Source organism: Streptomyces sp. NPDC096205, assembly GCF_044763135.1.
Lineage (GTDB): Bacteria > Actinomycetota > Actinomycetes > Streptomycetales > Streptomycetaceae > Streptomyces.
On record NZ_JBIWFS010000001.1, the window covers coordinates 256,665 to 275,450 of the forward strand.

18 protein-coding genes are annotated in these 18,786 nt (G+C 72.3%); 14 read left to right on the top strand and 4 right to left on the bottom strand.

Annotated features, from left to right (window positions below; all coding sequences use genetic code 11):
- Positions 1 to 196 precede the first annotated feature (196 nt).
- The 6 genes from rhaI to ACIQ6Y_RS01210 all read left to right on the top strand — a co-directional run bounded on the left by rhaI (position 197) and on the right by ACIQ6Y_RS01210 (position 8,174).
- Positions 197 to 1,357 (top strand): L-rhamnose isomerase, encoded by a 1,161-nt coding sequence (gene rhaI, locus ACIQ6Y_RS01185; RefSeq protein WP_404033633.1) that lies wholly within the window; start codon positions 197 to 199, stop codon positions 1,355 to 1,357.
- A gap of 121 nt (positions 1,358 to 1,478) precedes the next feature.
- Entirely contained in the window at positions 1,479 to 3,518 is a 2,040-nt protein-coding gene (locus ACIQ6Y_RS01190; protein WP_404031099.1) for a bifunctional aldolase/short-chain dehydrogenase, read from the top strand.
- Positions 3,515 to 4,960, top strand: a complete 1,446-nt coding sequence (locus tag ACIQ6Y_RS01195; protein WP_404031101.1) for a rhamnulokinase family protein — start codon at positions 3,515 to 3,517, stop codon at positions 4,958 to 4,960. Before ACIQ6Y_RS01190 ends, ACIQ6Y_RS01195 begins: the two co-directional genes overlap by 4 nt.
- Positions 4,961 to 5,308: 348 nt before the next feature.
- The gene (locus tag ACIQ6Y_RS01200; RefSeq protein ID WP_404031104.1) at positions 5,309 to 6,064 is read left to right on the top strand and encodes a (Fe-S)-binding protein; all 756 of its coding nucleotides are present in this window, start codon (positions 5,309 to 5,311) and stop codon (positions 6,062 to 6,064) included.
- Positions 6,061 to 7,539, top strand: a complete 1,479-nt coding sequence (locus ACIQ6Y_RS01205) for a LutB/LldF family L-lactate oxidation iron-sulfur protein (RefSeq protein WP_404031107.1) — start codon at positions 6,061 to 6,063, stop codon at positions 7,537 to 7,539. Before ACIQ6Y_RS01200 ends, ACIQ6Y_RS01205 begins: the two co-directional genes overlap by 4 nt.
- Positions 7,536 to 8,174 (top strand): lactate utilization protein C, encoded by a 639-nt coding sequence (locus ACIQ6Y_RS01210; protein ID WP_404031110.1) that lies wholly within the window; start codon positions 7,536 to 7,538, stop codon positions 8,172 to 8,174. Before ACIQ6Y_RS01205 ends, ACIQ6Y_RS01210 begins: the two co-directional genes overlap by 4 nt.
- 249 nt (positions 8,175 to 8,423) lie before the next feature.
- Here the strand turns inward: ACIQ6Y_RS01210 and ACIQ6Y_RS01215 are convergent, their stop codons facing one another.
- The gene (locus ACIQ6Y_RS01215; RefSeq protein WP_404031113.1) at positions 8,424 to 8,810 is read right to left on the bottom strand and encodes a winged helix-turn-helix transcriptional regulator; all 387 of its coding nucleotides are present in this window, start codon (positions 8,808 to 8,810) and stop codon (positions 8,424 to 8,426) included.
- A gap of 138 nt (positions 8,811 to 8,948) precedes the next feature.
- On the opposite strand from ACIQ6Y_RS01215, the gene ACIQ6Y_RS01220 reads away from it, so the two are divergent.
- The 4 genes from ACIQ6Y_RS01220 (at position 8,949) to ACIQ6Y_RS01235 (ending at position 12,878) form a co-directional block, all read left to right on the top strand.
- A complete protein-coding gene (locus ACIQ6Y_RS01220) occupies positions 8,949 to 9,794 on the top strand; it encodes an NAD(P)H-binding protein (RefSeq protein WP_404031115.1) in 846 nt (281 codons plus the stop codon).
- Positions 9,795 to 9,900: 106 nt separating this feature from the next.
- Positions 9,901 to 10,575, top strand: coding sequence for a VOC family protein (locus ACIQ6Y_RS01225; RefSeq protein ID WP_404031117.1), 675 nt, complete (start codon positions 9,901 to 9,903; stop codon positions 10,573 to 10,575).
- Between the two features lie 90 nt (positions 10,576 to 10,665).
- Positions 10,666 to 11,523, top strand: coding sequence for an AAA family ATPase (locus ACIQ6Y_RS01230; RefSeq protein WP_404031120.1), 858 nt, complete (start codon positions 10,666 to 10,668; stop codon positions 11,521 to 11,523).
- The gene (locus ACIQ6Y_RS01235) at positions 11,520 to 12,878 is read left to right on the top strand and encodes a VWA domain-containing protein (protein WP_404031123.1); all 1,359 of its coding nucleotides are present in this window, start codon (positions 11,520 to 11,522) and stop codon (positions 12,876 to 12,878) included. Before ACIQ6Y_RS01230 ends, ACIQ6Y_RS01235 begins: the two co-directional genes overlap by 4 nt.
- 42 nt (positions 12,879 to 12,920) lie before the next feature.
- Here the strand turns inward: ACIQ6Y_RS01235 and ACIQ6Y_RS01240 are convergent, their stop codons facing one another.
- From ACIQ6Y_RS01240 to ACIQ6Y_RS01250, 3 genes are all read right to left on the bottom strand, one after another.
- Positions 12,921 to 13,286: a cupin domain-containing protein gene (locus tag ACIQ6Y_RS01240; RefSeq protein WP_404031126.1), complete on the bottom strand. Its 366-nt coding sequence runs from the start codon at positions 13,284 to 13,286 to the stop codon at positions 12,921 to 12,923.
- Positions 13,287 to 13,386: 100 nt separating this feature from the next.
- Positions 13,387 to 14,364, bottom strand: coding sequence for a threonine/serine dehydratase (locus ACIQ6Y_RS01245; RefSeq protein WP_404031129.1), 978 nt, complete (start codon positions 14,362 to 14,364; stop codon positions 13,387 to 13,389).
- 192 nt (positions 14,365 to 14,556) lie between these two features.
- Positions 14,557 to 15,297 carry a transcriptional regulator gene (locus tag ACIQ6Y_RS01250; RefSeq protein WP_404031131.1) on the bottom strand — a complete coding sequence of 247 codons (741 nt, stop codon included), beginning with the start codon at positions 15,295 to 15,297 and terminating at the stop codon, positions 14,557 to 14,559.
- Positions 15,298 to 15,473: 176 nt separating this feature from the next.
- Here ACIQ6Y_RS01250 and ACIQ6Y_RS01255 point away from each other — a divergent pair, with 176 nt between their 5' ends.
- The 4 genes from ACIQ6Y_RS01255 (at position 15,474) to ppk2 (ending at position 18,765) form a co-directional block, all read left to right on the top strand.
- Positions 15,474 to 15,740, top strand: coding sequence for a DUF1876 domain-containing protein (locus tag ACIQ6Y_RS01255; RefSeq protein WP_404031134.1), 267 nt, complete (start codon positions 15,474 to 15,476; stop codon positions 15,738 to 15,740).
- Between the two features lie 115 nt (positions 15,741 to 15,855).
- Complete coding sequence (locus tag ACIQ6Y_RS01260) at positions 15,856 to 16,440, top strand: hypothetical protein (RefSeq protein WP_404031137.1); 585 nt, start codon at positions 15,856 to 15,858, stop codon at positions 16,438 to 16,440.
- A 23-nt stretch (positions 16,441 to 16,463) separates the two neighbouring features.
- Positions 16,464 to 17,792 carry a phosphoribosyltransferase family protein gene (locus ACIQ6Y_RS01265; protein ID WP_404031139.1) on the top strand — a complete coding sequence of 443 codons (1,329 nt, stop codon included), beginning with the start codon at positions 16,464 to 16,466 and terminating at the stop codon, positions 17,790 to 17,792.
- Between the two features lie 142 nt (positions 17,793 to 17,934).
- Positions 17,935 to 18,765 (top strand): polyphosphate kinase 2, encoded by an 831-nt coding sequence (gene ppk2, locus ACIQ6Y_RS01270; protein WP_404033635.1) that lies wholly within the window; start codon positions 17,935 to 17,937, stop codon positions 18,763 to 18,765.
- The last annotated feature ends 21 nt before the right edge of the window (positions 18,766 to 18,786 follow it).

Below are 18,786 nucleotides of genomic sequence, written 5' to 3' on the forward strand. Positions count from 1 at the left end.
TGATTGCCGGGACGGTAGGCACGTCGGCCATGCGGCGTCAATGGGTCCGTCTCGAAAAGTTTTCGAAAGGTGAAGCGCAGTTCCATGGCGCGCGAACGGGCCTGGACAGAGGGGTTGACACACCTTGCGGGGGCCCATAGCTTCGCGTTCTGAATCGTTTCATCGAGGAGTCTTCCGACTGATGCAGGAGCCCGAAGTGACCGACCTCGCCGCGGTGAAGGCCGCGCTGAAGACCCAGGCCGTCGAGACGCCGTCGTGGGCGTACGGGAACTCGGGGACCCGTTTCAAGGTGTTCACGCAGCCGGGTGTGCCGCGTACGCCTTTCGAGAAGCTGGACGACGCGGCCCAGGTGCACGCGTTCACCGGGGTGGCGCCGACCGTCGCCCTGCACATCCCCTGGGACAAGGTCGACGACTACGCCGCGCTCGCCAAGCACGCCGAGGACCGCGGGGTGCGGCTCGGGGCGATCAACTCCAACACCTTCCAGGACGACGACTACAAGCTCGGCAGCATCTGCCATCCCGACGCGGCGGTGCGCCGCAAGGCGGTCGACCATCTGCTGGAGTGCGTCGACATCATGGACGCGACCGGTTCGGCGGATCTGAAGCTCTGGTTCGCCGACGGCACGAACTATCCCGGGCAGGACGACATCCGCGCGCGCCAGGACCGGCTCGCGGAGGGGCTCGCGGAGGTGTACGAGCGGCTCGGGGACGGGCAGCGGATGCTGCTGGAGTACAAGTTCTTCGAGCCGGCCTTCTACACGACCGACGTGCCGGACTGGGGGACGGCGTACGCGCACTGTCTGAAGCTGGGGCCGAAGGCGCAGGTCGTGGTCGATACCGGGCATCACGCGCCGGGGACGAACATCGAGTTCATCGTGGCGACGCTGCTGCGGGAGGGGAAGCTCGGCGGGTTCGACTTCAACTCGCGGTTCTACGCCGATGACGACCTGATGGTCGGGGCCGCCGATCCGTTCCAGTTGTTCCGGATCATGTACGAGGTCGTTCGGGGTGGGGGGTTCACGTCCGATGTCGCTTTCATGCTCGATCAGTGTCACAACATCGAGGCGAAGATCCCCGCGATCATTCGATCGGTCATGAACGTTCAGGAGGCCACGGCGAAGGCGCTGCTCGTCGATCGGGGGGCGTTGGCTGCGGCGCAGGCCTCCGGGGATGTGCTCGGGGCGAATGCCGTGGTGATGGATGCGTACGCCACGGATGTGCGGCCGCTGCTGCGGGAGGTGCGGGAGGAGATGGGGCTGGACCCCTCGCCGCTGGAGGCGTATGCGCGGTCCGGGTGGGCTTCGGAGATCGTTGCTGAGCGGGTCGGAGGGTCGCAGGCCGGCTGGGGGGCGTGAGCGTCTGCCGAGTTCTGTCGTCTTCGGACTGCGGGCCGGTTGTGGCTGGTCGCGCAGTTCCCCGCGCCCCTGGAGGGGCGCTGCTGTCCGTGGCTCTTTGTTCGCATAAGGAACACTTCTCATGACACTTCACCCTGAAGCTGCCGCTCTGATCGAACGATCACATCGGCTCGGATCCGATCCTCGAAATACCAATTACGCAGGCGGCAACACCTCCGCCAAGGGCACCGACAGCGATCCCGTCACCGGTGGGGACGTGGAGTTGATGTGGGTCAAGGGGTCCGGGGGTGATCTCGGGACGCTCGGCGAGGGCGGTCTTGCCGTGTTGCGGCTGGACCGGTTGCGGGCGCTCGTCGAGGTGTATCCCGGTGTGGAACGCGAGGACGAGATGGTCGCCGCGTTCGACTACTGCCTGCACGGGAAGGGCGGTGCGGCGCCGTCGATCGACACGGCGATGCACGGCCTCGTCGACGCGCCGCACGTCGACCATCTGCACCCCGACTCCGGCATCGCGCTGGCCTGCGCGGCGGACGGGGAGAAGCTCACCGCCGAGTGCTTCGGCGACGCGGTCGTATGGGTGCCGTGGCGGCGGCCCGGGTTCCAGCTCGGGCTGGACATCGCCGCGATCAAGGAGGCCAACCCGCAGGCGATCGGCTGTGTCCTGGGCGGCCACGGCATCACGGCCTGGGGCGCCACCTCCGAGGAGTGCGAGCGCAACTCGCTGCACATCATCCGGACCGCGGAGGCGTTCCTCGCCGAGCGTGGCAGGCCGGAGCCGTTCGGGCCCGTCCTGAACGGTTACGGGCCTCTGCCCGAGCAGGAGCGCCGGGCGCGGGCGGCCGCGCTGGCCCCGCACATCCGGGCCGTCGCCTCGCAGGACCGGCCGCAGGTCGGCCACTTCACCGACGCGGACGTCGTCCTGGACTTCGTCTCCCGCGCGGAGCATCCGCGCCTCGCCGCCCTCGGTACGTCCTGCCCCGACCACTTCCTGCGCACCAAGGTGCGGCCGCTGGTGCTGGACCTGCCGCCGAGCGCGCCCCTGGAGGAGGCCGTCGCACGGCTCAAGGAGCTGCACGCCGCGTACCGCGAGGAGTACGCCGCCTACTACCACAGGCACGCCCTGCCCGACTCCCCCGCCATGCGCGGCGCCGACCCGGCGATCGTGCTGGTCCCCGGTGTGGGCATGTTCTCCTTCGGCAAGGACAAGCAGACCGCGCGGGTGGCCGGCGAGTTCTACGTCAACGCCATCAACGTGATGCGCGGGGCCGAGGCCGTGTCGACGTACGCGCCCATCGAGGAGTCGGAGAAGTTCCGCATCGAGTACTGGGCGCTGGAGGAGGCCAAGCTCCAGCGGATGCCGAAGCCGAAGGCGCTGGCCACGCGGGTGGCGCTGGTGACCGGGGCCGGGAGTGGGATCGGGAAGGCGATCGCGCACCGGCTGGTCGCCGAGGGCGCGTGTGTCGTCGTCGCCGACCTCAACGGGGACAACGCCCAGGCCGTCGCCGAGGAGCTGGGCGGCCCGGACAAGGCCGTCGCGGTCACCGTCGACGTCACCGACGAGGAGCAGATCGCCGCGGCCTTCAGCGCGGGCGTGCTCGCCTTCGGCGGGGTCGACCTGGTCGTGAACAACGCCGGTATCTCCATCTCCAAGCCGCTGCTGGAGACTTCGTCGAAGGACTGGGACCTCCAGCACGACATCATGGCCCGTGGTTCCTTCCTGGTCTCGCGGGAGGCGGCCCGGGTGATGATCGCGCAGGGGCTGGGCGGCGACATCGTCTACATCGCCTCCAAGAACGCCGTGTTCGCCGGGCCCAACAACATCGCCTACTCCGCCACCAAGGCCGACCAGGCGCATCAGGTGCGGCTGCTGGCCGCCGAGTTGGGCGAGCACGGCATCCGTGTCAACGGGGTCAACCCGGACGGTGTGGTGCGCGGCTCGGGCATCTTCGCGGGCGGCTGGGGTGCCCAGCGGGCCGCGACCTACGGCATCGAGGAAGAAAAGCTGGGCGAGTTCTACGCGCAGCGCACCATCCTCAAGCGGGAGGTGCTGCCCGAGCATGTGGCGAACGCCGTGTTCGCGCTGACCGGTGGCGAGCTGACCCACACCACCGGGCTGCACGTCCCGGTCGACGCCGGCGTCGCCGCCGCGTTCCTGCGATGACGCGCGTGAAGGCGTACGCCGCGGTCGACCTGGGCGCGTCCAGCGGGCGGGTCATGGTCGGCCGCGTCGGCCTGGACTCGCTGGAGCTGGCCGAGGCGCACCGGTTCGCGAACCGGCCGGTGCGGGTGCCGGAGGGGCTGCGCTGGGACATCCTGGGCCTGTACGCGGGGGTGCTGGACGGGCTGCGGGCCGCCGGGCAGGTGGACTCCGTCGGCATCGACAGCTGGGCCGTCGACTACGGCCTGCTGGACGCCGACGGGGCGCTGCTCGGCAACCCGGTGCACTATCGCGACGCCCGCACGGAGGGGGTCGCGGAGAAGGTGTGGGCGACGGTTCCGGCGGACGAGCTGTACGCGGCCACCGGGATCCAGTACGCGCCGTTCAACACCCTGTACCAGCTGGCCGCCGCCGCGCCTTCCGCTCAACTGGCTCAGGCGCGACGCTTGTTGCTCGTCCCTGACCTGATCGCCTACTGGCTCACCGGTGAGCAGGGCACCGAGCTGACCAACGCCTCCACCACCCAGCTGATCGACCCGCGCACCCGTGACTGGGCCCGGGACGTGGCCGAGCGGCTGGGGGTCGACCTCGGGCTGTTCGCGCCGCTGCGGCAACCGGGCGATGCCGCGGGCGAGTTGCTTCCGCGCGTGCTGGAGGAGACGGGGCTCACGGGGCCGGTGCCGGTGACGGCAGTCGGCTCGCACGACACGGCGTCCGCGGTGGCCGCGGTGCCCGCCTCGGGCGAGCGGTTCGCCTACATCTGCACCGGCACCTGGTCGCTGGCGGGGCTCGAACTGGACGCCCCGGTGCTGACCGAGGAGAGCCGGGCGGCCAACTTCACCAATGAACTGGGCCTCGACGGCACCGTGCGCTATCTGCGCAACATCATGGGGCTGTGGCTGCTCCAGGAATGCCAACGCACCTGGAGCGAGGACGACTTGGGCACGCTGCTGCGGGAGGCCGCGGGGGTGCCGGCGCTGCGGTCGGTCGTGGACGCCGGGGACGCCGCGTTCCTCGCGCCGGGGCGGATGCCGCAGCGGATCGCGGAGGCCTGCCGCGCCTCGGGGCAGCCGGTGCCACTGACCCCGGCGCAGGTCACGCGCTGCATCCTCGACTCGCTCGCGCTGGCGCACCGGCGGGCCGTGGAGGACGCCCAGCGGCTCGCCGGACACGCCGTCGACGTCATCCACATCGTGGGCGGCGGCACCCGCAACGCCCTGCTGTGCCAGCTCACCGCCGACGCCTGCGGGCTGCCGGTGGTGGCCGGGCCGACCGAGGGCGCCGCGCTGGGCAACGTCCTCGTCCAGGCCCGGGCACACGGACTCGTCGGCGACCTCGCCGACATGCGGCGACTGCTCACCCGTACGCAGTCGCTCACGCGGTACGAGCCCCAGGGCGGCACCGCACGCTGGCGTGAGGCCGAGGCCCGGCTCGCCACGGGGTGAGGCGGGTCCGGCCGCGGCCCCGCCGGTCCGGCAGGTCTGGCAGGTCTGGCAGGTCTGGCAGGTCTGGCTGGCCCAGCCGGGGCCCGGCCGGTCCAGCAGGTCCAGCCGGGGCCGCGCCAGTCCGGCAGGTCCGGCCAGGGCCGCGCCAGTCCGGCAGGTCCGGCCAGGGCCGCGCCAGTCCGGCGGGTTCGCCAGGCCCGTACCGCCGACGGGGTCGCGAGGCCCGTGCCGCCAGTGGGTTCGCGGACCCGTACCACCAACGAGCACGCGGCCCCGTGCCGCCAGTGAGCCGGCCCATGCCCGCGCACTAATCTGCAACCGTCCGACGACCGATCACGAGGAGCCGCGATGCGTGTCGCCCTGTTCCTGACCTGTGTCAACGACACGCTGTATCCCGACACCGGGCGGGCGGTGGTGAAGCTGCTGACCAGGCTGGGCGTGGAGGTCGACTTCCCGATGGGGCAGACCTGCTGCGGGCAGGCGCACTACAACACCGGCTACCGGCACGAGGCCGAGCCGCTGGCCCGGCACTTCGCCGAGGTCTTCGGCGGGTACGAGGCGATCGTGACGCCGTCCGGGTCGTGCGGGGCGATGGTGCGGGAGCTGTACCCGCGCATGGGCGCCCGGGCCCGGGCCGAGGGCCGCGGGGAGGCGCTCGCGGCCACGCTGGCGCCCGTGGTGCCGAAGACCTACGAGCTGACGGAGTTCCTGGTGGACGTGCTGGGCGTGACAGACGTCGGCGCCCACTACCCGCACCGGGTCACCTATCACCCCACCTGCCACGGTCTGCGCGGTCTGGGCCTCGGCGAGCGGCCGCGGCGGCTGCTGGAGGCGGTGAAGGGGCTGGAGCTGGTGGAACTGCCGGGTGCGGAGGAGTGCTGCGGGTTCGGCGGCACGTTCGCGGTGAAGAACGCCGATGTGTCGGCGGCGATGGGCGCGGACAAGGTGCGCAACGCCGAGTCGACGGGCGCGGACGTGCTGTGCGCGGCCGACAACTCCTGCCTGATGCACATCGGCGGCACGATGGCCCGGCTGCGCACCGGGATGCGGCCGGTGCACATCGCGGAGATCCTGGCGAGCACGGAGGAGGAGCCGGCGGTATGAGCGGTACGTATCTGGGGATGCCGGCGTTTCCGACGGCCGCGCGCGAGGCGGTGCGGGACACCACGCTGCGCGGCAATCTGCGGCACGCCACCCACACCATCCGCGCCAAGCGGGCGAAGGCCGTGGCGGAGGTGTCCGACTGGGCCGAGCTGCGAGAGGCCGGGAAGCGGATCAAGGACCACACGCTCCGCCATCTCGACCGCTATCTCGTGCAGTTGGAGGAGTCGGTGACGGCCGCGGGCGGGGTCGTGCACTGGGCCGCCGACGCCGACGAGGCGAACCGGATCGTCGCCGAACTGGTGAAGGCGACCGGGGAGTCGGAGGTCGTCAAGGTCAAGTCGATGGCCACGCAGGAGATCGGGCTGAACGAGGCCCTTCTCGAAGAGGGCATCCATGCCTACGAGACCGATCTCGCCGAGCTGATCGTGCAGTTGGGCAAGGACCGGCCCTCGCACATCCTCGTCCCCGCCATCCACCGCAACCGCGGGGAGATCCGGGACATCTTCGCGCGCGAGATGAGCGAGTGGGGCCGCCCGGCACCCGAGGGCCTCACCGACACACCGGCGGAGCTGGCCGAGGCGGCGCGGCTGCATCTGCGGGAGAAGTTCCTGCGCGCCAAGGTCGGCATCTCGGGCGCCAACTTCATGGTCGCGGAGACCGGCACGCTGGTGGTCGTGGAGTCCGAGGGCAACGGCCGGATGTGTCTGACCCTGCCCGAGACGCTGATCTCGGTCGTCGGCATCGAGAAGATCGTGCCGACGTGGCAGGACCTGGAGGTGTTCCTGCAGACGCTGCCGCGCTCCTCCACGGCCGAGCGCATGAACCCGTACACGAGCATGTGGACCGGTACGGCCGACGGGGACGGGCCGGAGGTGTTCCATCTGGTCCTGCTCGACAACGGCCGCTCCGACACCCTCGCCGACGAGGTCGGCCGCCAGGCTCTGCGCTGTATCCGCTGCTCGGCCTGCCTGAATGTGTGCCCGGTGTACGAGCGGGCCGGCGGGCATGCGTACGGCTCGGTCTACCCGGGCCCGATCGGCGCGATCCTGAGCCCCCAACTGCGGGGCACGGGCAGCGAGATCGACGCCTCACTGCCGTACGCGTCCTCGTTGTGCGGGGCGTGCTACGAGGTGTGCCCGGTCGCCATCGACATCCCCGAGGTGCTGGTGCACTTGCGGGAGCGGGTGGCTCAGGGCGGTCCGGTGACCCGGGCGGGCAACCGGGTGGTGCTCCGGCCGGCCAAGGGGCATGCCGCCGAGCGCGCGGCGATGCGGGCGGCCCGCTGGGCGCTGGCCCGGCCGGGCGCCCTGCGGGCCGGGCAGCGGCTGGCCTCGGCCACCCGGCGGCTGCATCCGCGGACGCTGCCGGGTCCGGGCCGGGCGTGGAGTGCGTCCCGTGAGCTGCCCGCCGTACCCGCGGAGCCGTTCCGGGACTGGTGGCAGCGGACGAACGGCGGGAAGGGCGAGGCGAAGTGAGCAGCAGGGAACGGATTCTGGGCCGGGTGCGGCGCGCACTGGCCGACGCGGCGCCGGCCGACGCCGACGCTCCGATCGAGCGCGGGTATCTGCGGGAGCACGGTAGCCGGAGCGTCGCGGAGACGGTGGAGCTGCTGGCGGAGAACCTGGCGGACTACCGGGCGGTGGTGCATCGCTGCACGGCCGCCGAACTGCCTTCGGTCATCGGCCAGTTGCTGGCGGACCGGAAGGCCGGCTCGGTGCTGGTCCCGCCGGGGCTCGACGAGGCCTGGCTGGCGGCGACGGACGTCGAGCGCGTCGCGGACCGTGCGGAGAGCAGCCCGCACGCACTCGACCGTGTCGACAGCGTGGTCACGGGATGCGCCGTGGCGATCGCCGAGACCGGCACGATCGTCCTGGACGGCTCGCCCGACCAGGGGCGCCGTCGCATCACGCTGGTGCCCGACCACCACATCTGCGTCGTACGAGTCCCCGACCAGGTCGTCGGATCGGTGCCGCAGGCGCTCGGACGACTCGACCCGGTACGGCCGTTGACCTGGATCTCAGGCCCCTCCGCGACCAGCGACATCGAACTGGACCGGGTGGAGGGCGTGCACGGCCCGCGCACCCTCGAAGTGGTGCTGGTGGAGGGCTAGGGCTTGTCGTTTGGATCATGCCGGCGTCGCGGGGCCTGGCACGCACTCCCCCACTGCCTTAAGGGCGTGGGGGGACCCCCAGCCGCGTTGTCGTCGGTCGCCGACTCCCCCACTCTCGGCTTCGCTCGAGCGGGGGGACCCCCATCGCGTCGACTCCCTCCTCCGCCTTGCAGCTGCACGCACCAGACCCCGCTCGACCCGGCCAAGAAGCGCAGTCCCTTTCAGCCGACCTGATCCAAACGACAGGCCCTAGTCGGCGGCGTCGTAGGCGTCGCGGGCCTGCTCCACCTTCGGCAGGTTGGCCGCGGCCCAGTCGGCGAGGTGTGCGAAGAGGGGGGCGAGGCTGCGGCCGAGGTCGCTGATCTCGTACTCGACGCGGGGTGGGACCTCGGGGTGGTAGGTGCGCACCACCAGGCCGTCGCGCTCCAGTTGGCGCAGGCGCTGGGTGAGGACCTTCGGGGTGATCCGGGTGATGCGGCGCTCCAGCTCGACGAACCGCTGGCGGCCGTAAGTGTGCAGTGCCCACAGGACCGGGGTGGTCCAGCGGCTGAAGACGATGTCCACGACCGGCGCGATCGGACAGGCGAGCTGGGGATCGGCGCCGGGTGGCGCGATCGGCATCGGGTCGGCGGTCATGCGCATCCCTTCGAGGTAGTCACTTTCCTCTAGGTACCTACTATATCGGCGCTGTTAGCGTCGTCCTCGGCGCCACGGGGAGCGGTTCTCGCCCCGGTGGAGGCCCATCAATCACTGTTGGGTACAGGGGAGTTGGACATGATCGTGGTGACGGGTGCGACCGGGAACGTGGGGCGGTCGCTGGTGCGGCAGCTGGTGGCGGCCGGTGAGCGGGTGACCGCCACCTCGCGCGGGATCTCGGCGGCGGACGTGCCGGAGGGTGTCCTGGCGCGACGGGCGGATCTGACGGACGCGGAGAGCCTGCGGCCGGTGTTCGACGGCGCGGAGGCGCTGTTTCTCCAGAACGGCGGGCCGACCGCCCATCTCATGCCCACGGCTGAGGTTCTGGAGGCCGCCGTCGCGGGCGGCGTGAAGAAGGTGGTGCTGCTGTCGTCGCAGGGCGTGGTGACGCGCCCGGACTCCGCGTCGCACGGACAGGTCGCGTACGCCATCGAGGAGGCCGTGCGGGCGTCCGGCCTGGAGTGGACGATCCTGCGGCCGGGCGGCTTCGCGTCCAACACCTACGCCTGGGCCGAGCCGGTCCGCACCTCGCGGACGGTGGCCGCGCCCTTCGGCGACGTGGGGCTGCCGGTGGTGGACCCGGACGACATCGCGGAGATGGCTCTGGTGTCGCTCCGCTCGGGTGAACACGCGGGACACTCCTACGAGTTGACCGGGCCGGAGCTCATCACTCCCCGGCAGCAGGCGGCCGCACTGGGGGACGCGCTCGGGGAGCCGGTGCGGTTCGTCGAGCTGTCCCGCGAGGAGGCACGCGCCATGATGACGCGGTTCATGCCCGAGCCCGTCGTCGACACCACCCTCGCGATCCTCGGCGACCCGACCGAGGCCGAGCGGCGCGTCAGCCCTGATGTGGAGAGGGTGCTGGGGCGCGCGCCGCGGGCATACGGGGAGTGGGCGCGGCGCAATGTGGAGGCGTTCCGCTGATCGGGCGGGCGTTCCGCCGGCCTGGCACCCCACTGCTCGTCACCACCGTAATGCCGCCTCGCCGCGTCGAGGCGCCCTGGACGGGGCTCGCTGGGACCATGGCCCCATGGAAATGCTGAGCAATCGTGAGGTGCTGCGGGAGATCCAGGACGGTGGTCTCGGTGACTGGCGGAAGCTGGCGCAGCCGCTGGCCGCTCGCTACAGGCTCGCCGACCGGGTGACGGGGGCCCTGTTCGTGGCGGCCGTGGCGAAGGCGGCGGGGAACGCCGGGCGGGAGCCGGAGATCCGCTGGGGGCGGGGCGGCATCGATGTCGCGCTGTGCACCGTGGACGGCACGACCGGCGAGCGCGGGGTCACGGCGGCGGACCTGGAGCTGGCCCGCGCGATCAGCGGTCTCGCCGAGGAGCACGGTCTGACCCCCGTGCCCGGTGAGGTGGCGCAGGTGGAGCTGGCGCTGGACACGGCCGGCCGGCAGGCGCTCGCGCCGTTCTGGTTCGCGCTGCTCACCGGGGAGCCGGGCCACCTGGTGGACGACACGGTGTTCGACCCCACAGACCGGGTGCCGAGTATGTGGTTCCAGCCCACCGATCCGCATGACACGCCCCGCCAGCGCTGGCACCTCGACCTGTGGCTGGCGCCCGAGGTGGCCGACGCCCGGATCGAGGCCGCCGTCGCCGCGGGCGGCACCGTCGTCGACGCCTCGAACGCGCCCTCCTACACGGTCCTCGCAGACCCGGACGGCAACAAGGTGTGCGTGTGCACGGCCCTGGAGCGTGCGTAGGGCCTCCCGGCGGCGGTGAAGCAGTGACACCGGGGTGAACAAGCGCTTAGATAGGTGAGGTCATCTCGCTGCCGACCGCCGGAGGCCCGGTTGTTCACTTCCGTCGACGACGTCACCGCCCGCCTCGCCGAGACGGGGTACCTCGCCTCCCCCTCCGTGGCCACCACGGTGTTCCTCGCCGACCGGCTGGGCAAGCCGCTGCTGGTGGAGGGCCCCGCGGGCGTGGGCAAGACCGAGCTGGCCAAGGCGGTGGCGGCGGTCGCGGACGCCCGGCTGGTGCGGCTGCAGTGCTACGAGGGCGTGGACGAGTCCCGCGCGCTGTACGAGTGGAACCACGCCAAGCAACTGCTGCGGATCAGCGCCGGCCGCGACGAGACGTGGGACGAGGCCCGCACGGACATCTTCAGCGAGGAGTTCCTGCTCCCCCGGCCGCTGCTGACCGCCATCCGCGGCGACGACCCCAAGGTCCTGCTGATCGACGAGACCGACAAGGCCGACGTCGAGGTGGAGGGCCTGCTCCTGGAGGTGCTCAGCGACTTCCAGGTGACCGTCCCCGAGCTGGGCACGGTCACCGCGACCCGCCGCCCGTTCGTCGTGCTCACCTCCAACGCCAGCCGCGAACTGTCCGAGGCCCTGCGCCGCCGCTGCCTGTTCCTGCACATCGGGTTCCCGGACGAGGAACTGGAGCGGCGGATCGTCCGGCTGAAGGTCCCCGAGCTGGACGAGGCCCTGGCCACGTCCGTGGTGCGGGTCGCGGGCGCGCTGCGCGAGATGGACCTCAGGAAGGTGCCGTCGGTCGCGGAGACCATCGACTGGGCGCGCACCCTCCTCGCGCTCGGTGCCGACACCCTGGACGAGACCGTCGTACGGGCCACCCTCGGTGTCGTCCTCAAGCATCAGGACGACGTGCTGAAGGCGGCCGCCAAGCTCGACCTGGACGCCGTGTGACGGCGCCCGCGGATGTCACGGCCCGGCTGACCGGGCTCGTCTCGGCCCTGCGCGCCCACGGGCTGCGGATCGGTACCGGCGAGAGCGTGGACGCCGCGCGGGCCGCGGCCGAGCTCGGCTTCACCGACCGTGAGCTGCTGCGCGAGGGGCTGGCCGCGACGCTGCTGCACTCCCCCGCCCAGCGGCAGGTCTTCGACCCGGTCTTCGACCTGTTCTTCCCGCGCGCGGTGGGCGGCCCCGAGGCGTCCTCGGCGGACCGGGACGAACTGCGCGACCGGCTCGCCGCCGCCCTCGCGGCCGACGACCGCGCGGCGATGGCCCGGCTCGCGGTGGAGGCGGTCGACGGCTTCGGCGGATACGGCGGCTCCTCCGGCTCGGACGGCTGGTCCTCCTACCAGGCGCTGGACCGGCTGCGCCCGCAGACGCTGCTGGCCCGGGTCCGCGACGACGTACGGGCGAGCGGCGCGCGGACCGGGTTCGCCGACCGGCTGCTGGAGGACGAGATCCGGCGGCGCATCGAGGAGTTCCGCCGGCTGGTGGCCGCCGAGGCACGGCGCCGGGTGGCCGAGCGGCGCGGCCGGGAGGAGATCGCCCGCCGGGCCGTCGCGCCCACCGCCGACCGCGTCGACTTCCTGTACGCGGGCAAGGACCGGCTCGCCGAACTGCGCCGGACCGTACGGCCGCTGGCGCGCAAGCTCGCCACCCGGCTGGCCGCGCGACGCCGCCGGGCCGCGCGGGGCAGCATCGATCTGCGGCGGACGCTGCGCGGCTCGCTGTCCACGGGCGGGGTGCCGATGCGCCCGGTGCTGCGCAGGCGCCGGCCGGTCCGGCCCGAACTGGTGCTGCTGTGCGACGTGTCGGGCTCGGTGTCCGGCTTCTCGGACTTCACGATGCTGCTGGTGCAGGCGCTGCACGACCAGTTCAGCAAGGTGCGGGTGTTCGCCTTCGTCAACCGCGTCGACGAGGTGACCGGGCTGCTGGCGCACGGCCACGCCGGCCCCGAGGGCCTCGGCGCCCGCATCCGCGCCGAGGCGCACATCGCCGGGTGGCACGGCAGCAGCGACTACGGTGTGGCCCTCGGCGAGTTCGCGGAGCGCTACGGCGACGCGGTCGGGCCGCGCACGACCGTGTTCGTGCTGGGGGACGCCCGGACCAACATGGCCGATCCGAACCTCCCCGCGCTCTCACGGATCGCCGGGCGGGCCCGCCGCGTGTACTGGCTCAACCCCGAGCCGCGCGCCCAGTGGGGCACCGGCGACTCGGCCGCGCCCGACTACGCCGGGCTGGTGGAGATGCACGAGTGCCGTACCGCGCGCCAGCTCGGTGATCTGGTCGGCCGGTTGCTCCCTGTGTGATCGCTCAGGGGATACGCGGACCGCTACCTCGATCCCTCTGCCTCATGTCTGCTTGCCCTTCGCGTACTCCTTGGCCGTCTGGCCCTCGAAGTCGTAGGCGATGCAGGTCTCGTCGCCGATGACCCATGCGTCGTGTCCGGGCGAGCACACGAAGACGTCACCCGGGCCTACCTCGGTCTCCGCGCCGTCGTCCATGCGGATGTGGAGATGGCCTTGGGCGATGTAGCCGTTGTGGTTCATCTGGCAGCTGTCGGTGCCTGCGATCGGTCCCACGTCCTGGGACCAGCGCCAGCCCGGTTCGAAGGTCGCCACAGCGAAGTCGCACCCTTGCAGGTGGACCGCTTCGAGGTGACCGTGGCCGAATTCGCGCCGGTCGTCCGTCTGGTCGAGCGTCTTCGTCTCCAGCATGACGCTCCTCCCTTCCCGCCGTCTGCCGACGGCCGAGTCCGGTCCTGCCCCCTCTCATCGTCCGCCCGTCGAGCCGTAGTCCGCCATCCGGGGGATGCGATCACGTGCCCCCGGCGCACACGTGCGCGAACCGGTCGGCGTCGATGTTGCCGCCGGACAGGATCAGGCCGGTGCGGCGCGAGCCGCGTCCGGCGCGGCCGGTCAGCAGGGCGGCCAGCGGTGTGGCGCCGCTCGGCTCCAGCACGATCTTCAGCCGCTCGAAGGCGAACCGCATCGCGGCACGTATCTCGTCGTCGGTGACCAGGACGATCTCGTCGACCAGCCGCCGGTTCACGGAGAAGGTCAGCTCGCCCGGGGTGTGCAGGGCCTGTCCGTCGGCGATGGTGTGCGGCACTGGGATGCTGACGCGCCGGCCCGCCTCCAGGGACCGCTTGGTGTCGTCCCCCGCCTCCGGCTCCACCCCGACGACCCGTGTGCCGGGGTACAGGCCCTTCGCGGCGGTGGCGCTGCCGGCGATCAATCCGCCGCCGCCGACCGGCACGACCAGGGTGTCCAGCTCCCCGGTCTCCTCCAGGAGTTCGAGGGCTGCGGTGCCCTGTCCGGCGATGATGTGCGGGTGCTCGTACGGCGGGATCAGGGTGAGACCGCGCTCCGCCGCGAGGGCCTCGGCGATGGCGACACGGTCGCCTGTGTAGCGGTCGTAGGTGACGATCTCGGCGCCGTAGCCCTCCGTCGCCTCCCGCTTGGAGCGGGGCGCGTCCTCCGGCATGACGATCACCGCGGTCGTGCCCAGCTCGCGCGCGGCGAGGGCGACAGCCTGGGCGTGGTTGCCGGAGGAGTAGGCGGCGATGCCCCGCGCCCGCTGCTCGGGCGTGAGCCGCGAGGCGGCGTTGAAGGCGCCGCGGAACTTGAAGGCACCCACACGCTGGAAGTTCTCGCACTTCAGGTGGACCTCGCAGCCGGTCAGGGCGTCGAGGGTGCGTGAGCGCAGCACGGGGGTGCGGTGGGCTACGCCGTCGAGGCGTGCGGCGGCGTCGCGGACGTCGTCCAGGGTGACGGGCGGGGCGGTCGTCGTCACGGGCGGGCTCCCTTCGGAGCGGTGGTCCTCACGGGCGGGTTCCCTTCACGGTCGGCGTCACGGATGGGTTCGCTTCACGGTCGGCGTCACGGGCGGCTTCCCTTGTCAGCGTCACGGACGGATTCCCTTCACGGTCGGCGTCACAGGTGAGTCCGCTTCAGAGCAGTGGGCGGGGCCTGTCCACAACCGCCCTCACGACCGACCCCCCTTCGCGGCCGAGCCCGAGCCGCTGCCGGTCGCGCCCGAGGCCCGCCGCGCGGAGTCGGTCTCGTCCGCGGCACGCGCCTGGGACAGGTAGTTGTAGGCGGAGGCGCGGGAGATGCCGAGACGGGCGGCGACCTGTTCGACAGACCGGCGGACGGCGAAGACGCCGTGTTCGTCCAGGCTGCGGAACAGCTCGAGTCTCGCGGCGCGGTCCAGGCCGGCCCAGTTCTGGTGCCGGTGGAGCTGGTGGGCGTCGACGATGGCGTCCACCACGGAGTCGATGTCGTGGCCGAAGGTGGTGACGGGCAGGTGGTCGGCGGGGGCGCTGCCGAGGCCGGCGAGGGCGCCGAGCAGGGCGTGGGCCTGGGAGACCGCGCCGATGTCGAGGTTGAGGCACAGGGCGCCGAAGACCGCGCCGGTGGAGTCGCGGAGCACGATGGTGGAGGACTTGATCAGGTGTCCGTCGCGGGTGCGGGTGAGGTAGTTGAGCTCGTCGGCCGCCTCGTCGCCGCGGGCGAGGACGCGCATGCCGATCTCGCTCATCGCCCCGCCCGCCGTGCGCCCCGTCACCGAACCGGCCACGGCGACCACGGACTTCTCCGGCCGCCGGTAGTCGTGCAGCACCGCCTCGCAGACGGGACCGAAGGTCGCCGCGATGCCCTCGACGACCGGGGTGAGCGCGGCGATGATCGCGTCCCGTTCCTGCTCCAGGACCTGCTCGGTGGCCATGCCCTGCCCTCCTCCCGCACCTGCCTGGACTGGCAGTCCAATGTCTGTACAGACAGTCTAAGCGCACAGCACGGGGCCTTGGCAACACCCGTTCGAGGGAACTGGACCCCGGTCCCACGGGGGCGCACGCTGAGAGGGAACGGGGCACACCGCAACGCCGTACGGGAGTGAGCGCGATGGAAGCCAAGCAGTGGACCGTGCAGATCTACATCACCGAGAGCGGCGACGACACGCAGGCGCGGGCCGTCCTGTCCACGGGTGGCACGGCCGAGACCGACAGCGTCACCGGCCGCGGCACGGCCCGGCGCAACCCCATGGACCGGCCCATACCGGAGATCGGCGACGAACTCGCCGCCAGCCGCGCCCTGGAGGACCTGGCCATCCGGCTGCACGACGTGGCCGCCGACGACATCGTGGAGCTGGCAGGGCCTGTGACCACGTGAGGCCTGCCCGGGTGGGGACGGCCCGGCACCTCCCGCCGCTCGCACGCGACAACCCGCCGCCGCGGGCTCGACGCCGTAGCGGCGGAGTGTGACCCTGGTAGGGAGGTGCGAGGCGATGCACGGCTACAGGTACTCCAAGCACTGGTTCTGGCGGTGGCGCACGAACCCGCTGCGGCGGCGTGACGACCTCGTCGAGGCCTGGGTCGTGCTGGCCGTGTGGCTGATCGCGCTGGTCGGCGGGATCGTGGCCGGCACCATGGCGGCACGCGCCGCCGACGCCTCCTTCGCCGAGCAGCGCGCCGAGCGCACCCCCGTACGCGCGGTGGTCCTCGCGGACGCGCCGTCCGACGCCCCGCGCGCGGGCACGGTCTCCGACCAGGTGAGGGCGAAGGTGCGATGGACCGCCCCGGACGGCACCACGCGGACCGGCGTCGCTCTCGTGGAGCGCGGGCACAAGACCGGATCCCCGGTCATGGTCTGGCAGGACCCGCGGGGCACGCTCGCCACCGAACCGCCCACCAGCACGGAGGCCTCCGTCGAGGCCGGCCTGCTCGGCGCGGCAGCCGCTGTCGCCTTCGCCGGCACCGTCGTGGGCGCCGGGGCCGTCGTGCGGTGGCGTCTGGACCAGCGGCGCCTGGATCTGTGGGGCCGCGAATGGGAGCTGGTCGGCCCGCGCTGGGGCGGCCACAAGACAGGCTGACCGGCCCGCGAGGAGGTGGCCGCATGCGCTTCGACGACCGTGTGGACGCCGGACGCAGGCTGGCGGACGCCTTGGACGGCCTGCGCGGCGCGGACGCGGTCGTGCTGGGTCTGCCGCGCGGCGGCATCCCGGTCGCCTACCAGGTCGCCCGCAGCCTGGACGCCCCGCTCGACGTGCTGGTGGTGCGCAAGCTCGGGGTGCCCTGGCAGCCGGAGCTCGCGTTCGGCGCGATCGGCGAGCACGGGGTACGGGTCCTCAACGACGACGTCCTGGACGCGGCCGGGGTGAGCGTCGCCGAACAGGCCAGGGTCGAGGAGCGCGAACGGGCCGAACTGGAGCGGCGGGTCGCCACCTACCGGGTCGGGCGTCCGCCCGTCCCGGTGCGCGGGCGGACCGTCGTCGTCGTGGACGACGGCCTCGCCACCGGCGCCACCGCGCTGGCCGCCTGCCGGGTGGTGCGCGGACAGGGCGCCGCCCGGATCGTGCTGGCCGTGCCCGTCGCCCCCGACCGCACGCTGTCCCGCCTGCGCGCCGTCACCGACGACGTGGTGTGCCTGGAGGCACCGGCCGCGTTCGGCTCGGTCGGCGCCTGGTACCGCGACTTCGACCAGACCCCCGACGCGGAGGTCACCGCGCTGCTGGCGCGGGCCGCCGAGCGGGAGCGGGAACACCCGCGCGACGACGAGGGGAGCCTCCCCGCCGACCCCGAGCTGGAGGTCCCGCTGGACGGTGTGCGGCTCGCCGCCCGGTTCGCGTTGCCCGGCGGCGCCCCGGCCGTCGTGGTGTTCGCGCACGGCAGCGGCAGCAGCCGGCACAGCCCGCGCAACCAGTACGTCGCCACCGAGCTGAACCGGGCGGGTCTGGGCACGCTGCTGCTCGACCTGCTCACCGAGGACGAGGAGGGCGACCGGGCCAATGTCTTCGACACGCTGCTGCTGGCCCGGCGGCTGCGGGGCACCGCCGACTGGCTGCGCCGGGAGGCGGGGCTGCCGGTGTCGTACTTCGGGGCGAGCACCGGTGCGGCCGCGTGTCTGGAAGCCGCGGCCGACGACGACGTCCTCGCGATCGTCTCCCGCGGCGGCCGGCCCGACCTCGCCTCCGCCGCCACGCTGGCCCGCGTACGGGCGCCGACCCTGCTGGTCGTCGGCAGCCTCGACAAGCAGGTGCTCAGCCTCAACCGGCTCGCGGCGGACCGGCTGCACTGCGAGCACCGGCTCGCCGTGGTGCCCGGCGCGACCCACCTGTTCACCGAACCCGGCACGCTGGACACGGTCGCCGAGCTGGCCCGCGACTGGTTCACCTCGCATCTGACCGGGCCCGACACCGCCGTACGACGGCACAGTCCGGCATGACACGGCCCGTGGCGGCTCGAAGTCACCGGCCGGGAAGGGGCCTTGTCCCAAAGTCCCGGTGAACCAGAGGTGTCCGCGTGCGGGGTGCGGGGCGGGAAAGTACGGTGGCGTCCTGGTGTTCGACCGGCAGTGGAGCGGCGTCATGGGCGACAAGAAGACGGCGGACAAGAAGACGCCGAAGGGGACGGCGAAGCTGCCCCGTAAGGCGTACGAGCGTGAACTGCTGCGGCTGCAGACCGAGTTGGTGAAGCTGCAGGAGTGGGTGCGGTCGGAGGGCGCCCGGCTGGTGGTCGTCTTCGAGGGCCGGGACGCGGCGGGCAAGGGTGGCACCATCAAGCGGGTCACCGAACACCTCAACCCCCGCGTCGCACGGATCGCGGCCCTGCCCAAGCCGACCGAACGCCAGCGCAGCCAGTGGTACTTCCAGCGGTACATCGAGCAGCTGCCGGCCGCCGGGGAGATCGTGCTGTTCGACCGGTCCTGGTACAACCGGGCCGGTGTCGAGCATGTGATGGGCTTCTGCAGCATGGAGGAGTACCAGCGGTTCCTGCGCCAGTGCCCGATCTTCGAGCGGATGCTGGTGGAGGACGGCATCCTGCTGCGCAAGTACTGGTTCTCGGTGAGCGACGCCGAGCAGCAGGACCGTTTCCGGCGCCGGCTGGAGGATCCGCTGCGGCGGTGGAAGCTGTCCCCGATGGACCTGGAGTCGATCACCCGCTGGGAGGCGTACTCCCGGGCCAAGGACGAGATGATGGTGCACACCGACATCGCGGAGGCGCCCTGGTACGTCGTGGAGAGCGACGACAAGCGCCGGGCCCGGGTCAACATGATCGCCCATCTGCTGGACTCCGTGCCCTACAAGGAGGTCCCGCCCCCGGTCCTCGAACTGCCGGACCGCCCGGCGTCCACAGGCTACGAACGTCCGCCGCGCGACCTGCAGACCTACGTCCCGGACCACGCGGCGACGCTCTGACCACCGCGGGCAGGCAGATAT

Coding starts and splice junctions, on each gene's coding strand:
- ACIQ6Y_RS01190 (WP_404031099.1), top strand. CDS start 1,479: ATGACACTTCACCCTGAAGCTGCCGCTCTGATCGAACGATCACATCGG.
- ACIQ6Y_RS01195 (WP_404031101.1), top strand. CDS start 3,515: ATGACGCGCGTGAAGGCGTACGCCGCGGTCGACCTGGGCGCGTCCAGC.
- ACIQ6Y_RS01200 (WP_404031104.1), top strand. CDS start 5,309: ATGCGTGTCGCCCTGTTCCTGACCTGTGTCAACGACACGCTGTATCCC.
- ACIQ6Y_RS01205 (WP_404031107.1), top strand. CDS start 6,061: ATGAGCGGTACGTATCTGGGGATGCCGGCGTTTCCGACGGCCGCGCGC.
- ACIQ6Y_RS01215 (WP_404031113.1), bottom strand. CDS start 8,810: ATGACCGCCGACCCGATGCCGATCGCGCCACCCGGCGCCGATCCCCAG.
- ACIQ6Y_RS01220 (WP_404031115.1), top strand. CDS start 8,949: ATGATCGTGGTGACGGGTGCGACCGGGAACGTGGGGCGGTCGCTGGTG.
- ACIQ6Y_RS01225 (WP_404031117.1), top strand. CDS start 9,901: ATGGAAATGCTGAGCAATCGTGAGGTGCTGCGGGAGATCCAGGACGGT.
- ACIQ6Y_RS01240 (WP_404031126.1), bottom strand. CDS start 13,286: ATGCTGGAGACGAAGACGCTCGACCAGACGGACGACCGGCGCGAATTC.
- ACIQ6Y_RS01250 (WP_404031131.1), bottom strand. CDS start 15,297: ATGGCCACCGAGCAGGTCCTGGAGCAGGAACGGGACGCGATCATCGCC.
- ACIQ6Y_RS01255 (WP_404031134.1), top strand. CDS start 15,474: ATGGAAGCCAAGCAGTGGACCGTGCAGATCTACATCACCGAGAGCGGC.
- ACIQ6Y_RS01260 (WP_404031137.1), top strand. CDS start 15,856: ATGCACGGCTACAGGTACTCCAAGCACTGGTTCTGGCGGTGGCGCACG.
- ACIQ6Y_RS01265 (WP_404031139.1), top strand. CDS start 16,464: ATGCGCTTCGACGACCGTGTGGACGCCGGACGCAGGCTGGCGGACGCC.
- ppk2 (WP_404033635.1), top strand. CDS start 17,935: ATGGGCGACAAGAAGACGGCGGACAAGAAGACGCCGAAGGGGACGGCG.